General features: G+C 57.5%; 12 protein-coding genes, 5 tRNA genes and 1 riboswitch. Of the genes, 13 read left to right on the top strand and 4 right to left on the bottom strand.

The features are described from left to right. Positions 1-61: 61 nt before the first annotated feature. Positions 62-233: riboswitch (FMN riboswitch) on the bottom strand. A 197-nt stretch (positions 234-430) separates the two neighbouring features. The 8 genes from ltaE (at position 431) to ACA043_RS22220 (ending at position 6,541) form a co-directional block, all read left to right on the top strand. Continuing rightward, positions 431-1,435: a low-specificity L-threonine aldolase gene (gene ltaE, locus ACA043_RS22255; RefSeq protein WP_497657933.1), complete on the top strand. Its 1,005-nt coding sequence runs from the start codon at positions 431-433 to the stop codon at positions 1,433-1,435. Positions 1,436-1,581: 146 nt separating this feature from the next. Continuing rightward, a complete protein-coding gene (gene alaS, locus ACA043_RS22250) occupies positions 1,582-4,200 on the top strand; it encodes an alanine--tRNA ligase (RefSeq protein WP_187679276.1) in 2,619 nt (872 codons plus the stop codon). Positions 4,201-4,291: 91 nt separating this feature from the next. Beyond that, positions 4,292-5,533, top strand: coding sequence for an aspartate kinase (locus tag ACA043_RS22245; RefSeq protein WP_007919332.1), 1,242 nt, complete (start codon positions 4,292-4,294; stop codon positions 5,531-5,533). A gap of 186 nt (positions 5,534-5,719) precedes the next feature. Then, a complete protein-coding gene (csrA, locus tag ACA043_RS22240; protein WP_002554426.1) occupies positions 5,720-5,908 on the top strand; it encodes a carbon storage regulator CsrA in 189 nt (62 codons plus the stop codon). Positions 5,909-5,970: 62 nt separating this feature from the next. Further along, positions 5,971-6,061: transfer RNA gene (locus ACA043_RS22235), tRNA-Ser, on the top strand. A 107-nt stretch (positions 6,062-6,168) separates the two neighbouring features. Next, positions 6,169-6,245, top strand: a tRNA-Arg gene (locus ACA043_RS22230). Between the two features lie 71 nt (positions 6,246-6,316). Then, positions 6,317-6,393, top strand: a tRNA-Arg gene (locus ACA043_RS22225). 71 nt (positions 6,394-6,464) lie between these two features. Next, positions 6,465-6,541, top strand: a tRNA-Arg gene (locus tag ACA043_RS22220). Positions 6,542-6,560: 19 nt separating this feature from the next. Here the strand turns inward: ACA043_RS22220 and ACA043_RS22215 are convergent. Further along, on the bottom strand, positions 6,561-7,079 hold the full coding sequence (locus tag ACA043_RS22215) for a cell envelope protein SmpA (RefSeq protein WP_497657932.1): 519 nt from the start codon (positions 7,077-7,079) through the stop codon (positions 6,561-6,563). A gap of 321 nt (positions 7,080-7,400) precedes the next feature. Here ACA043_RS22215 and mgtE point away from each other — a divergent pair, with 321 nt between their 5' ends. Continuing rightward, positions 7,401-8,843 carry a magnesium transporter gene (gene mgtE / locus ACA043_RS22210; protein WP_187679273.1) on the top strand — a complete coding sequence of 481 codons (1,443 nt, stop codon included), beginning with the start codon at positions 7,401-7,403 and terminating at the stop codon, positions 8,841-8,843. 113 nt (positions 8,844-8,956) lie between these two features. On the opposite strand, the gene ACA043_RS22205 is transcribed toward mgtE, so the two are convergent. Then, positions 8,957-9,283, bottom strand: a complete 327-nt coding sequence (locus ACA043_RS22205; protein ID WP_003178899.1) for an Arc family DNA-binding protein — start codon at positions 9,281-9,283, stop codon at positions 8,957-8,959. 388 nt (positions 9,284-9,671) lie between these two features. Between ACA043_RS22205 and phnN the strand changes: the two genes are divergently transcribed. After that, the gene (phnN, locus tag ACA043_RS22200; protein ID WP_401271945.1) at positions 9,672-10,241 is read left to right on the top strand and encodes a phosphonate metabolism protein/1,5-bisphosphokinase (PRPP-forming) PhnN; all 570 of its coding nucleotides are present in this window, start codon (positions 9,672-9,674) and stop codon (positions 10,239-10,241) included. Here phnN and ACA043_RS22195 read toward each other — a convergent pair. Next, positions 10,216-10,395: a PA3371 family protein gene (locus tag ACA043_RS22195; RefSeq protein WP_401271944.1), complete on the bottom strand. Its 180-nt coding sequence runs from the start codon at positions 10,393-10,395 to the stop codon at positions 10,216-10,218. The genes phnN and ACA043_RS22195 overlap by 26 nt on opposite strands. A 20-nt stretch (positions 10,396-10,415) precedes the next feature. Next, positions 10,416-10,643, bottom strand: a complete 228-nt coding sequence (locus tag ACA043_RS22190; protein WP_305439312.1) for a hypothetical protein — start codon at positions 10,641-10,643, stop codon at positions 10,416-10,418. A gap of 296 nt (positions 10,644-10,939) precedes the next feature. Between ACA043_RS22190 and ACA043_RS22185 the strand changes: the two genes are divergently transcribed. The 3 genes from ACA043_RS22185 (at position 10,940) to ACA043_RS22175 (ending at position 13,785) form a co-directional block, all read left to right on the top strand. Next, positions 10,940-11,016: transfer RNA gene (locus ACA043_RS22185), tRNA-Arg, on the top strand. 475 nt (positions 11,017-11,491) lie between these two features. Then, positions 11,492-13,096 carry a response regulator gene (locus ACA043_RS22180; protein ID WP_401271943.1) on the top strand — a complete coding sequence of 535 codons (1,605 nt, stop codon included), beginning with the start codon at positions 11,492-11,494 and terminating at the stop codon, positions 13,094-13,096. Then, entirely contained in the window at positions 13,093-13,785 is a 693-nt protein-coding gene (locus tag ACA043_RS22175; RefSeq protein WP_401271942.1) for a sensor histidine kinase, read from the top strand. Before ACA043_RS22180 ends, ACA043_RS22175 begins: the two co-directional genes overlap by 4 nt. Positions 13,786-13,810 lie beyond the last annotated feature (25 nt).

The following is a 13,810-nucleotide window of genomic DNA, read 5'->3' as shown; positions in this document are numbered from 1 at the left end:
GAATGGGATTCAAGGGTGCGCACGCTCGCACGAATGCACGCGGACGGCCCTTTAGCGTCAATCCCGTTCTCTCTTCATCCGGACTATGACCGTCGGCCCCGGAATCACACCGGGTCTGCTGACCTTGCCGCCATCCACCGCCGAAGCCGTGGCCGCCGCCAAGCGCTCGCGGGCTATGCGCATTGCGCGCAATTACCGCCGGTGGGGAATTGCACCCCGCCCTGAGAACGTTTTGCCGCCCTTTTGTGGGCGGCGCAGCGTTTTTAACACAGATTGTGTGTCTGCGCATTGCGCCTTTGCGATGATTGCTATCGAGTTTTTTGAACGCTCTTTGGGTGTTTTCCTGCGCCAAGGGTTGATTAATCGGTGCGATGACCGCAGTAATTCACCTCCATAAAGGGATTTCCCCTGCTGACTTGAGGCCAGGTTCATGAGCGTTATCGATCTTCGCAGCGACACCGTCACTCAACCGACTCCCGCCATGCTCGACGCGATGACTGCGGCGGACACCGGTGATGACGTGTACGGCGAAGATCCGACGGTCAATCGTCTGGAGGCCGAATTGGCGAAACGGCTGGGTTTCGCCGCTGCGCTGTTTGTGCCGACCGGCACCATGAGCAACTTGCTCGGCTTGATGGCGCATTGTGAGCGGGGTGACGAATACATCGTTGGTCAACAGGCGCACACCTATAAGTACGAGGGCGGTGGCGCGGCGGTGCTCGGTTCGATCCAGCCACAGCCGCTGGAGGTGCAGGCCGATGGCTCGCTGGATCTGGATCAGGTCGCCGCCGCGATCAAACCGGATGACTTCCACTTCGCCCGGACGCGATTGCTGGCGCTGGAAAACACCATGCAAGGCAAAGTGCTGCCGCTGGAGTATCTGGCGCGGGCGCGCAAGTTCACGCAGGACAATGGCTTGCAACTGCACCTGGACGGCGCGCGGTTGTACAACGCAGCCGTCAAGCTGGGCGTTGATGCCCGGCAAATCACTCAGCACTTCGATTCGGTGTCGGTGTGCCTGTCCAAGGGCCTTGGCGCGCCGGTCGGTTCGGTGTTATGCGGATCGGTCGAGTTGATCGGCAAGGCGCGTCGCTTGCGCAAGATGGTCGGCGGCGGCATGCGTCAGGCCGGATTGCTGGCTGCGGCGGGGTTGTATGCGCTGGATCACAACGTCGAGCGCCTGGCCGATGACCACGCCAACGCGCACTTGCTCGCCGAAGGCCTGCGTGAAGCCGGTTTCACTGTCGAACCCGTGCAGACCAACATGGTTTACGTGCAAATGGGTGATAAAGCGGAGGCGCTCAAGGCGTTTGCGGCCGAGCGCGGGATCAAATTGAGCGCCGCCTCCCGTCTGCGCATGGTCACGCACATGGACGTCAATCGCTCGCAAATCGATCAAGTGATCGCGACATTCGTCGAGTTTTCGCGCAAGTGACAGCGTTAGCCGTCCAATTGACCGTTTCTATCGTATAAACACGCTGTACCCCGCGCGCTGGGCCGATATAATGCGGCCCTTTGCCGTCGCTTCGTCTGTTGACGTTTCGCACAGGCCTTTGGCCGCAGCCTCCGTGGAAGAACCTAATGAAAAGCGCAGAAATCCGTGAAGCCTTCCTTCGCTTCTTCGAAGAGCAAGGCCACACCCGTGTAGCCTCCAGCTCTTTGATTCCGGGCAACGACCCAACCCTGCTGTTCACCAACGCGGGGATGAACCAGTTCAAGGACTGCTTCCTGGGCCAGGAAAAACGTGCGTACACCCGTGCGACCAGCAGCCAGAAATGCGTGCGTGCCGGTGGCAAGAACAGCGACCTGGAAAACGTCGGTTATACCGCTCGTCACCACACGTTCTTCGAAATGCTCGGTAACTTCAGCTTCGGTGACTATTTCAAGCACGACGCGATTACCTTCGCCTGGACCTTCCTGACCGGCGTTCTGAAACTGCCGAAGGAAAAACTCTGGGTCACCGTCTACGCCTCCGACGACGAAGCGTATGACATCTGGACCAAGCAAATCGGTGTGCCAGTCGAGCGCATGATCCGCATCGGCGACAACAAAGGCGCGCCTTACGCCTCCGACAACTTCTGGACCATGGGCGATACCGGCCCTTGCGGCCCGTGCACCGAGATTTTCTACGATCACGGCGACCACATCTGGGGCGGCCCACCGGGTTCGCCGGAAGAAGACGGCGACCGTTACATCGAGATCTGGAACAACGTGTTCATGCAGTTCAACCGCACCGCCGATGGCGTGTTGCATCCGTTGCCAGCGCCGTCGGTGGATACCGGCATGGGCCTGGAACGGATCAGTGCGGTGATGCAGCACGTCAATTCCAACTATGACATCGACCTGTTCAAGAACCTGTTGAAAGCTTCGGCTGAGGCAATCGGCTGCGAAAATGGCGATCAGTCTTCGCTGAAGGTTGTTTCCGACCACATTCGTTCGTGCGGTTTCCTCATCGCCGACGGCGTGCTGCCGTCCAACGAAGGTCGTGGTTACGTGCTGCGCCGGATCATTCGTCGCGCCTGCCGTCACGGCAACAAGCTCGGCGCCACCGGCAGCTTTTTCTACAAGATCGTTGCGGCGCTGGTCGCCGAGATGGGCGAAGCGTTCCCGGAGCTGAAGAAGCAGCAGAGCAACATCGAGCGCGTACTTAAAGCCGAAGAAGAGCAGTTCTCCAAGACCCTGGAGCACGGTCTGAAGATTCTCGAGCAGGATCTGGCCGAACTCAAAGGCACTGTGGTGCCGGGCGACGTCGTGTTCAAACTCTACGACACCTACGGTTTCCCGATGGACCTGACCGCGGACATCGCCCGCGAGCGCAGCCTGACCGTCGACGAAGCCGGTTTCGAGCGTGAGATGGAAGCCCAGCGAGTGCGCGCACGTTCGGCCAGCTCGTTCGGTCTGGACTACAACACGCTGGTCAAGGTTGATGTGGCCACCGAGTTCACTGGCTACAAAGACACCAGCGGTTCGGCAAAAATTGTCGCTATTTATAAAGATGGCCAGTCGGTTGACGTCTTGAATGAAGGCGAAGAGGCGGTGATCGTTCTGAACCAGACGCCGTTCTACGCTGAATCCGGCGGCCAGATTGGCGACTGCGGTTTCCTGCAGGCGGGCAACGCGCGTTTCGACGTACGTGACACCACCAAAACCGGTGGCGCATTCCTGCACCACGGTGTGCTGGATTCGGGCAGCCTGACCATCGGTGCTCCAGTGGAAACCCACGTGGATGCCGAGGTGCGTCACGCGACTTCGCTGAACCACTCGGCCACTCACTTGCTGCATGCCGCATTGCGTCAGGTACTGGGCGAGCACGTTCAGCAGAAAGGTTCGTTGGTCGACAGTCAGCGTCTGCGTTTCGACTTCAGCCACTTTGAAGCGATCAAGCCTGAACAAATCAAAGCGCTGGAAGATATCGTCAACGCCGAGATTCGCAAGAACTCTGCCGTTGAAACCGAAGAAACCGACATCGAAACCGCCAAGAACAAAGGCGCCATGGCGCTGTTCGGCGAGAAGTACGGCGACAACGTGCGCGTGCTGAGCATGGGCGGCGATTTCTCCGTCGAGCTGTGCGGCGGTATCCACGCCAACCGTACTGGCGACATCGGCCTGCTGAAAATCATCAGCGAAGGCGGTGTGGCATCGGGCGTGCGTCGTATCGAGGCAGTCACCGGTGCCGCGGCACTGGCCTACTTGAACGCGGCAGAAGAACAACTCAAGGAAGCGGCCAGCCTGGTCAAGGGCAGTCGCGACAACCTGATCGACAAGCTGTCGGCAGTGCTCGAGCGCAACCGTGCGCTGGAAAAGCAACTCGAGCAGTTGCAGGCCAAGGCTGCAAGCGCCGCGGGCGACGATCTGTCGAGCTCGGCGCTGGACGTCAAAGGCGTGAAGGTTCTGGCCGCACGTCTGGATGGTCAGGACGCCAAGGCGCTGCTGGCGCTGGTCGATCAGCTGAAAAACAAACTCGGTCGCGCAGTGATCCTGCTCGGCAGTGTCCATGAGGAAAAGGTCGTTCTGGTTGCAGGCGTAACCAAAGACCTGACTGGCCAACTCAAAGCCGGTGATTTGATGAAACAGGCTGCTGCGGCAGTGGGCGGGAAGGGCGGTGGTCGTCCGGACATGGCGCAGGGCGGCGGTGTCGACGCCGGCGCGCTGGATGGCGCACTGGCGCTGACCGTTCCATTCGTCGAGCAAGCTTTATAAGGCGGCGCGCCGGGCCCGCAGTCTAGTGGCGGGCCCGACGGCTGTTTGAGTGATTATTTGGGCGCCCTTCATGGGCAGAGGCGGCTTTGAAATGGCTTTGATCGTACAGAAATTTGGAGGCACCTCGGTCGGCACTGTCGAGAGAATCGAGCAGGTCGCCGACAAGGTTAAGAAATTCCGCGATGCCGGCGATGACCTGGTGGTCGTGCTGTCTGCAATGAGCGGTGAAACCAACCGTCTGATCGATCTGGCCAAGCAAATCAGTGGCGACACTCAACCGGTTCCGCGTGAACTGGACGTGATCGTTTCCACCGGTGAGCAGGTGACGATTGCCCTGTTGGCCATGGCGCTGATCAAGCGCGGTGTGCCGGCGGTGTCGTACACCGGTAATCAGGTGCGGATCCTGACGGACAGTGCGCACAATAAAGCGCGTATCTTGCAGATTGATGACCAGAAGATCCGTGGTGATCTGAAGGCCGGTCGCGTTGTTGTAGTCGCCGGTTTCCAGGGCGTCGACGAGCACGGCAACATCACTACGCTGGGTCGTGGCGGTTCCGACACTACCGGTGTGGCACTCGCTGCTGCGCTGAAAGCTGACGAATGCCAGATCTACACTGACGTCGATGGTGTCTATACCACCGACCCGCGTGTGGTGCCGGTCGCTCAGCGTCTGGACAAGATTACCTTCGAAGAGATGCTGGAAATGGCCAGCCTCGGCTCCAAGGTGTTGCAGATCCGTGCGGTGGAATTCGCCGGCAAGTACAACGTTCCGCTGCGCGTACTGCACAGCTTCAAGGAGGGTCCGGGCACCCTCATTACTATTGATGAAGAGGAAACCATGGAACAGCCGATCATTTCCGGCATCGCTTTCAACCGCGATGAAGCCAAGCTGACCATCCGTGGCGTGCCAGACACCCCGGGTGTGGCGTTCAAGATTCTCGGCCCGATCAGTGCCGCGAACATCGAAGTCGACATGATCGTGCAGAACGTTGCGCACGATAACACCACCGACTTCACCTTCACCGTGCACCGCAACGACTACCAGGCCGCACAGACCGTGCTGGAAAACACTGCTCGCGAGATCGGTGCCCGTGAAGTGGTTGGCGACACCAAGATTGCCAAGGTCTCGATCGTCGGCGTCGGCATGCGTTCCCACGCAGGCGTGGCCAGCCGCATGTTCGAATCCCTGGCCAAGGAAAGCATCAACATTCAGATGATCTCGACCTCGGAAATCAAGGTTTCCGTGGTGATCGAAGAGAAGTACCTGGAACTGGCCGTGCGCGCTCTGCACACGGCTTTCGAACTGGATGCTCCGGCCCGTCAGGGCGAGTAATTCGGTTTCTTGAAGGGCGCGGTCTGACCGCGCCCTTTATTTTTGAATGGCGCGAGCCCTGAACTGTTCTTTTGCTCGCGCTGGTCAATACTCAGGCATGTAGGGCTACGATCGCTCCGGTTGTAGGTCGGGTGCCTTTTTTTTGCAGACTGTTGTCCCTGAAATGAAATGCGTGAGGAGAAAGGTATGCTGATTCTGACTCGTCGGTGCGCAGAAAGCCTGATTATCGGTGATGGCGAAATCACCGTGACCGTGCTCGGCGTTAAAGGAAATCAAGTGCGTATCGGCGTCAATGCCCCGAAAGAGGTTGCCGTGCACCGTGAGGAAATTTACCTGCGTATAAAGAAAGAGAAGGACGAAGAACCAAGCCATTAATTTTTATCGTTTTTTATGTTTGCAAACGGGGAAAAGGTTGGTTAAGATACGCCCCGTGTTGCGGAGAGCTGGCCGAGTGGCCGAAGGCGCTCCCCTGCTAAGGGAGTACACCTCAAAAGGGTGTCGGGGGTTCGAATCCCCCGTTCTCCGCCATTATTTGCTTAGTACGTCGTAATCTGGCTTTTTCGGTAAGTTCTTGAATTTACTAGAAAAAGTTGTTGGAATAGAGATTAGACGGGCTATAATGCGGCGCAACAAATGCACTCGTAGCTCAGCTGGATAGAGTACTCGGCTACGAACCGAGCGGTCACAGGTTCGAATCCTGTCGAGTGCACCATTTAAGAGTTACTTATAGCAATATAAGTGGCTTTGCTTTAGCCAGTTGTGATCTGGTTTAAAAACACAAATGCACTCGTAGCTCAGCTGGATAGAGTACTCGGCTACGAACCGAGCGGTCACAGGTTCGAATCCTGTCGAGTGCACCATTTAAGAGTTAGTTGCAGCAATGCAGGTAGCTTTGCTTCAGCCAGTTGTGATCTGGTCTAAAAACACAAATGCACTCGTAGCTCAGCTGGATAGAGTACTCGGCTACGAACCGAGCGGTCACAGGTTCGAATCCTGTCGAGTGCACCATATACCAAGAAGCCCGCGTTTAACGCGGGCTTTTTGCTGTCCGGGGTTTGGCTTTTCCTTTCACGCATCCCTTCTCGTCGAAGTCGACTTGGGCACTACGGCCGCGCTTGAGGTCGTATCGATAGCTCGTCGTCGAAGTCCGGATATTCACCTTGTCCGGCTTGCCCAGCGCGCTTTCAACATCCTGCTGGCTCATGCCGGCGATCACGCGTTGATTGATGATTGCCTCGCGGCGTTGTCTGGCGTCGATCAGGTTGCCGCATTTGTCTTCTACTCCGCCCACAAGGCCTGGTTCTGCGCTTCTGATTTTCATACCGGATATTTCTTCGTGGTTGTGTTCCGGCATGATTGCCACAACCGATCCGGGCAAATAGGGGTGTACTTCCTGCACTGAAAGTTGCTCGCCGAGCGCACAGCTCATGCTGGTAAACGTTATGCCGCCATCGGGCGCTTCGCAACGATGAAGGCTGGTCGCAGCCCCGGCGGGCGGCAGGCAAAGCAGGCTGGTGAGTAAAAAACGAGTGGTTTTTGATGGCATTCGACGTCCTCCATGACGATCTATGCTCAAGGGTAGTCGCTGCATTTTTCATTGCCGGTGTGTTTTCTTTTCAGGATGAGTCGTCGCATCTGCATGGGTCAGGACAGCGCTCAGGTTTGTTTCGCAAGCGCTTGTTTCGGCCGCGATTTTTTAACGTTTAAAACCGTCAGGCGGTGTATCATTGCGCCCGTCAGCCCCGCCGGGGCTTATGGAATACCTCCATGGACTTACCCAGTAGTTACTCAGTAACCCGTTTCACCAATCATGAATTGACTGATTGATCCTTCCGGCGTGCCCCGCTGCTGGGAGTGGAGTTCGCCTATGTCTGAAATCGAAGTAAAGAAAACACAGGAAAGCCTGCAGGATCGCCTGGCTCAAGTCGTTGAGCTGCTGCAGCGTCAACGGGTTGTTGAAGACCTGACTCATCGCCAGGAAGGCGCGCATCACGACCGGGTGGAAAACCTGGTTCACCGGCAAAATCTGGTCGAGCTGCAACGCAAGCTCGATGATCTGCACTCCGCCGACGTCGCCTACATTCTTGAAGCCTTGCCGCTGGACGACCGTCTGACGCTCTGGCAACTGGTCAAGGCCGATCGCGACGGCGACATTCTTCTCGAAGTATCCGATTCCGTCCGTGAAACGCTGATCGCCGACATGGACGATCACGAGCTCCTGGCTGCCGCCAAGGACATGGATGCCGACGAACTCGCTGACCTGGCCTCCGAGCTGCCGCGAGACGTCGTCCATGAGCTGATGGAGAGTCTGGATAACCAGCAGCGCGAGCGCGTGCGTTCGGCCCTGTCCTATGACGAGGAACAGGTCGGTGCGCTGATGGACTTCGAGATGGTGACGATCCGTGAGGATGTCAGTCTCGAGGTGGTTCTGCGTTACCTGCGCCGTCTCAAAGAGCTTCCTGGTCACACCGACAAACTGTTCGTGGTCGATTACGACGGCGTGCTCAAGGGTGTGCTGCCGATCAAGCGTCTGCTGGTCAACGATCCGGATAAGCAGGTGGCTGATGTCATGGCCAGCGATCCGGTGAGTTTCCATCCCGACGAAGACGCCTACGACGCCGCTCAGGCGTTCGAGCGTTACGACTTGATCTCCGCCCCGGTGGTCGACAAGAACGGCAAGCTGATCGGTCGTCTGACCATCGATGAAATGGTTGACCTGATCCGTGAGGAGAGCGAAAGCGAAGTCCTCAACATGGCCGGTTTGCGTGAAGAGGAAGACATCTTCGCTTCCGTGTGGAAATCGCTTCGCAACCGTTGGGCGTGGCTGGCGATCAACTTGATCACAGCGTTCATCGCTTCCCGGGTGATCGGCCTGTTTGAAGGCTCGATCGAGAAGCTGGTAGCGCTCGCGGCTTTGATGCCGATCGTGGCCGGTATTGGCGGCAACTCCGGTAACCAGACAATCACCATGATTGTGCGCGCCATGGCGCTCGATCAGGTCAGTACCGGCAACACTTCGCGCCTGATGCGCAAAGAGCTGGCAGTGGGGCTGATTAACGGTCTGGTCTGGGGCGGGGTGATCGGTGTGGTCGCTTACCTGCTCTACGGCAGTTGGTCACTGGGCGTAGTGATGACGGCGGCGATGACGCTTAACTTGTTGCTGGCGGCGCTGATGGGGGTGTTGATCCCGATGACCCTGGCGAAGATGGGTCGCGACCCGGCGATGGGTGCCAGCGTGATGATCACCGCGATGACGGACAGCGGTGGTTTCTTCATCTTCCTTGGTTTGGCGACCATCTTCCTGCTCTGATCGGCCGTAAACAAACAGCCCGCCAATCGGTGGGCTTTTTTGTGTTCGCGAAAACTCAAATTCCAGGCAAAAAAAAGCCAGCAATCATGCTGGCTTGAGATGCTCGGTATGACTCAGGACGCGTCTGCGGCCATTTCGGCGTCGTGGGCGATCAAGGACACCAATGCGTTCTGCTGACGGTGAGACAGCTGACGGAAGCGTTGCAGCAGCTCGCGTTCGTGCAACGACAGCTCGGGGCTGTCCAGGCGCATGCTCAGCTCTTCGCCCAATGCACCTTCCTGAATAAGACTCTGCTCAAGGCGCGCAATGATCTCGGAGTTCATGCTGCGATGATGATTGCGAGCCACCTCGGCAATGCGTTCACGCATTCCGTCTGGCAGACGTACGACGAACTTGTCAGCCGTACGGCTGGAATAAATTGCCTGTTTCAATGGGCGCATATATTTAACCGGTTAGTTCAGGGGAGCGGTTCTCGGGATTGGCCGCAGGATGTGTGGTAGGACAAGCATCCGCGCCAAATGGTTCAACCTGAATTGTTAAGAGGCCCGCATCATGCCTCAAAATTGCCAGATCATTGGCGTCAATTCTGTGACAAATATTGATCCGGGTAAAGGCGTAATGCCAGCACCAATTATCAGAAATGCGGACTGGTTTGAAAACTTTGCCTTCGCCCGCATCATTGTCCGCTTACTGGTACACATCAATTGATGTCCGAAGACCTCAGAACGTGCATCCTATGCGGCGTTCGATCCGTGATCCTTATCTGTACAGGATAGTGGCAATTTGCCGATTTACTAGCGTTGAAGCAGGCCGGAGGGCGTTTTCAAGATGGATGGCAGGCTTATTTATCTGATGGGACCGTCCGGGTCAGGCAAGGACAGCCTGATTGACGCTGCGCGCGAGCCACTGCGCGAATTGAACTGTTCAGTGATGCGCCGGGTAATCACGCGCTCGGCCGAATCGGTAGGCGAGGACGCGATCGGTGTAACGCCAGAAGAATTCGAAAAGCGTAAACGCAGCGGTGATTTTTCCCTGGCATGGCAGGCCAATGGACTTGCCTATGGCATCCCGGTGGAAATGGACGAATGGTTGAAAGCCGGAAGGCATGTATTGGTGAACGGCTCTCGCGCCAACCTGCGCCAAGCGCTTGAGCGGTACCCGACACTGCTGCCGGTTTTGTTGACGGTGAAGGATGACGTATTGCGTGAGCGCCTACTCAGACGCGGCCGAGAAACGATTGACCAGATCGACGCAAGGCTTGCCCGCAACGGGTTGTTCAAGGACAGGAGATCAAGTGATGCTCCTGTTCACCTGATCGACAACTCGGGCGCGTTGACTGACGCCGTCAATCAATTGCTGGATTGGGTAAAAATCAACGCAATACCGGATCAAACTTGATCCTGCGCCCGGCAACCAGTGCCAGCACGAACAACACCGCAAACACGCCGCAGCCAACCAGGGGCAGGGTGACTTCGGTTTCCTCGAACAGCGAAAAATGCACGACGCCACTCAATAAGGCGAGGATCAGAAATCCTGCTGCTGATTTGGACATGCTGTACTCCTGAAGATATTTCAAAAAACCAGACGTTCGGTAGCAAGTGCTGGCAAAGCCTGCTGAGGTTCGCTGACCGCTTGCGGTGCGAAGCTCTGATCGCTCAACACCGCCAACTGCGGTGCCCTCTGCACCTGCAAGTAGTGCGGCATGCGCTGGGCGACCGGCTCAGCACCCTCGGGGATAAAGTGGAAGCCCACCAAAACGGCCAATGCGATTGCGTTTGCAAGCAAGAGAGTGCTGTTCATGGGACGGTGCTCCGGTTGTTCTTCTATGGAACAGACAAAGCAGCCGTCGTGCCAACAGTCTAACCGCTGTTAAGTCCTTTAAAAACAAGCATTTGGAAGGGATTTTCGGAAGGTTCGGGTTGCAATCTGCAATGATGGCGTTTTGCAGGAGTGCAAAATGCACGGTAAATTTTCCCGCAGCATTGCAAGGTGCCTGCCTACACTTAAAAAGCCCCACGGACGACATGACAAATCAGGGCTCGGCCGTTAACATGCACGCCGTCCGTCGCGCAGCGTTCAGCCCGTGATAACTCAGTGTCTCAGTAGCTCAATTGGATAGAGCATCCCCCTCCTAAGGGGAAGGTTGGCAGTTCGAACCTGCCCTGGGACACCATCAAATTCAAACAGAAAGCCCCGGTGCAATTTCGATTGCACCGGGGCTTTTTGCAAACCGTGTGTTTCCAGCTTCAGATTGCTGTTGGCAGCGCGCGCCTTGTGATTTGGCTAGTTGTCACCGTTCTCCTCGAACGTGCCAATCGAAGTGCTTACCTCGGCCTTCGAAGCTTTCGTGCAGTCCATTCCGGCCGCCGCTACGTGCTGGATAAACAGCAGCGCACAGGCGGACACGATGTAGCGTCCTTTGATGTACACGAGGTCAGCCTTGTATTGAGCAGTGGGCAGACGCGCAGGGTAATCGCAGTGAGAGGAATCTTGAAGCGCCCGCTTCAGAGAACGCCACTTGTGGCCGATAACCCAAACGGTGAGTTCAGACTCGCGCGAAATCGCTTGATGGCATTTGGCCGGCGGCTATCATCTGCGCGCCTGAATTTTGCCTCGGTTCATCTACTTCAATTGCCTGGAAATCCTCGATGCTGTCGTATCACCAAAAGAGTTTTCTGATCGTCGATGATTTCTCGGATTTCCGCAGTTCCGTGCGCTCGATGTTGCGCGAGCTGGGGGTCAAGGACGTGGACACCGCCGACACCGGTGAGCAGGCGCTGAAGATGTGTGCGCAGAAGTCCTACGATTTCATCCTGCAGGATTTCCATCTCGGCGATGGCAAGAAGAACGGCCAGCAGGTTCTTGAAGACCTGATGTCGGAAAAGCTCATCAGCCACGAAGCCGTGTTTGTCATGGTGACGGCCGAAACCAGTCAGGCGATGGTGCTCAGTGCTCTGGAGCACGAGCCGGATGCGTACCTGACCAAGCCGTTCAACCGTTCCGGCCTGGCCCAGCGGCTGGAGCGTCTGGAGCAGCGCAAGACGTTGCTCAAACCGATTCTGCAAGCCCTCGACCGTGGCAAGCCGGCCGAGGTGCTTAACGCCTGCATCGCTCTGTGCAAGCAGGACATCCGTTATTCGCCGCTGTGCCTGCGCTACCGCGCCGATGCCTTGCGCGACATGAACCAGAACGAAGCACTGGAACGTCTCTACGACAGCATCATCGCTGACCGACCGTTGCCGTGGGCGTTTGCCGGGTTGGGCAAACTGCTGTTCAAGCGTGGGCAAGTGGCGCAGGCCAAAGGCGTCTACGAAAAAGCCTTGAAGGTGTTCCCGATGATGCCGGCGCTGTATGACGGCATGGCCGATGTGCTGGTTTCCGAGGGCGACACCAAAGGCGCGCAGCGGGTGCTGGAAGAGGCAATTCGCCTTTCGCCGCTAGCGGTGCGTCGGCAGGCATTGCTCGGCAAGCTGGCGATGGCTAACGAAGATTTTGATACCGCCTCGCGGGCTTATCGCCAAGCCGTGTCGCAGGGCGCGCAGTCGCGCTTTAAAGACCCGGAAAGCAATCTCGGCCTGGCCCATGCGCTGATCAGCAAGGGCAGTGAGCGCGGTCTCGACACGCGGACCCGCCTGGAGATCAACACAACGCTGAGCGCCGTGGCCAAAGAGAACCCGACCGACCCCGGTTTGCAGATTCGTGCGCGTCTGATGAAAGCCACCAGCCTGCTGCTGAACGATGCTGAAACCGCCGACAAGCTTACCGAGCAAGCCATGATGCGTCTCGACGGCATGGAGCAGTTCATGAGTCCGGAAGCAGCGCTGCTCGTCGCCAAACAGTTGCAGATGCTCGGTCAGGCCGAGGCGGGCACGTCGATGCTCAAGAGCTGTGCGGAAATCTACGGCGATGATCCGGCGGTGATGAAAGACATCGCCAAGCTCACTGATGACCCGACGATTCTCAGTTCCAGCAATGCCGCCGCCGACCTCAACCGTCAGGGCGTGCGCGTGTACAAGACCGGCAACCTGGTGGAGGCCCGCGAGGTGTTCCGCAAGGCGCTGAAGATGCAACCGAAGAACATCAGTATCGCGCTGAACATGGCCCAGTCGCTGCTGCACGGCACCGACACCAGTGTGCTGTCGGCGGAACTGGAAGAATGTCGGGCCTGCCTGAAACTGGTTGGCCTGATGCCCGATACCGACGCGCGTTACTCGCGTTATCAGAAGCTGAAAAGCAAGGCGTTTGGCGAATGAACCACTCTGATCCGGCTTTGGATTTTTCCACGGTGATCGCCTCCACCGTTCATGACATGAAGAACTCGCTGGCCATGCTGATGCAGGCCCACAGCCAATGGCTGGCGCGCTTGCCCCAAGAGCTGCGTTCCGGCACGGAGCAGGGCGTGATCGACTTCGAGTTCGCCCACCTCAACGGCATGCTGGTGCAGTTGCTCGGGCTGTATAAGCTCGGCGTCAACCAGATGCCGCTGCAACCGGCCTATCACGAACTGGATGATTTCATCGAAGCACAACTGGCGGCGCATCAAGAGGTGTTCGCCAGTCGCGCAATTGTCGCGACATATGAAGTCGATCCGCTGAGCCCGCTGGGTTTCTTCGACCGTGAACTGATCGCGTCGGTGCTGGGTAACTGCATCAACAACGCCATTCGTTATGCTCGTGAGTCGCTGCTGATCACCGTCAGCGACGAGGCCGGGCAATTGGTGTTGAGCATCAACGATGACGGCGACGGTTACCCGGCCGAGATGCTCGAACGTCAGGCCGATTACGTGCAGGGCATCAATCACAGCAGCGGCAGCACCGGGCTCGGCTTGTATTTCGCGGCTCGTATTGCGGCGTTGCATCAACGCAATGGTGTTGAAGGGCGCACGGAAATCCGTAACGGCGGCCCGCTGGGCGGTGGGGTATTCAGTCTCTACCTGCCGTGATGCGGGCTTTTTGCATGACGCCGCT

The organism is Pseudomonas sp. LBUM1648 (assembly GCF_059716145.1).
This window is presented reverse-complemented; position numbering and strand designations above follow the sequence as displayed.

What these genes read in the sequence shown, in the direction of transcription:
- phnN (WP_401271945.1), top strand. Translation starts at nt 9,672, where the DNA reads ATGGATGGCAGGCTTATTTATCTGATGGGACCGTCCGGGTCAGGCAAG.
- alaS (WP_187679276.1), top strand. Translation starts at nt 1,582, where the DNA reads ATGAAAAGCGCAGAAATCCGTGAAGCCTTCCTTCGCTTCTTCGAAGAG.
- ACA043_RS22245 (WP_007919332.1), top strand. Translation starts at nt 4,292, where the DNA reads ATGGCTTTGATCGTACAGAAATTTGGAGGCACCTCGGTCGGCACTGTC.
- ACA043_RS22180 (WP_401271943.1), top strand. Translation starts at nt 11,492, where the DNA reads ATGCTGTCGTATCACCAAAAGAGTTTTCTGATCGTCGATGATTTCTCG.
- mgtE (WP_187679273.1), top strand. Translation starts at nt 7,401, where the DNA reads ATGTCTGAAATCGAAGTAAAGAAAACACAGGAAAGCCTGCAGGATCGC.
- ACA043_RS22215 (WP_497657932.1), bottom strand. Translation starts at nt 7,079, where the DNA reads ATGCCATCAAAAACCACTCGTTTTTTACTCACCAGCCTGCTTTGCCTG.
- ltaE (WP_497657933.1), top strand. Translation starts at nt 431, where the DNA reads ATGAGCGTTATCGATCTTCGCAGCGACACCGTCACTCAACCGACTCCC.
- ACA043_RS22175 (WP_401271942.1), top strand. Translation starts at nt 13,093, where the DNA reads ATGAACCACTCTGATCCGGCTTTGGATTTTTCCACGGTGATCGCCTCC.
- ACA043_RS22190 (WP_305439312.1), bottom strand. Translation starts at nt 10,643, where the DNA reads ATGAACAGCACTCTCTTGCTTGCAAACGCAATCGCATTGGCCGTTTTG.
- ACA043_RS22195 (WP_401271944.1), bottom strand. Translation starts at nt 10,395, where the DNA reads ATGTCCAAATCAGCAGCAGGATTTCTGATCCTCGCCTTATTGAGTGGC.
- csrA (WP_002554426.1), top strand. Translation starts at nt 5,720, where the DNA reads ATGCTGATTCTGACTCGTCGGTGCGCAGAAAGCCTGATTATCGGTGAT.
- ACA043_RS22205 (WP_003178899.1), bottom strand. Translation starts at nt 9,283, where the DNA reads ATGCGCCCATTGAAACAGGCAATTTATTCCAGCCGTACGGCTGACAAG.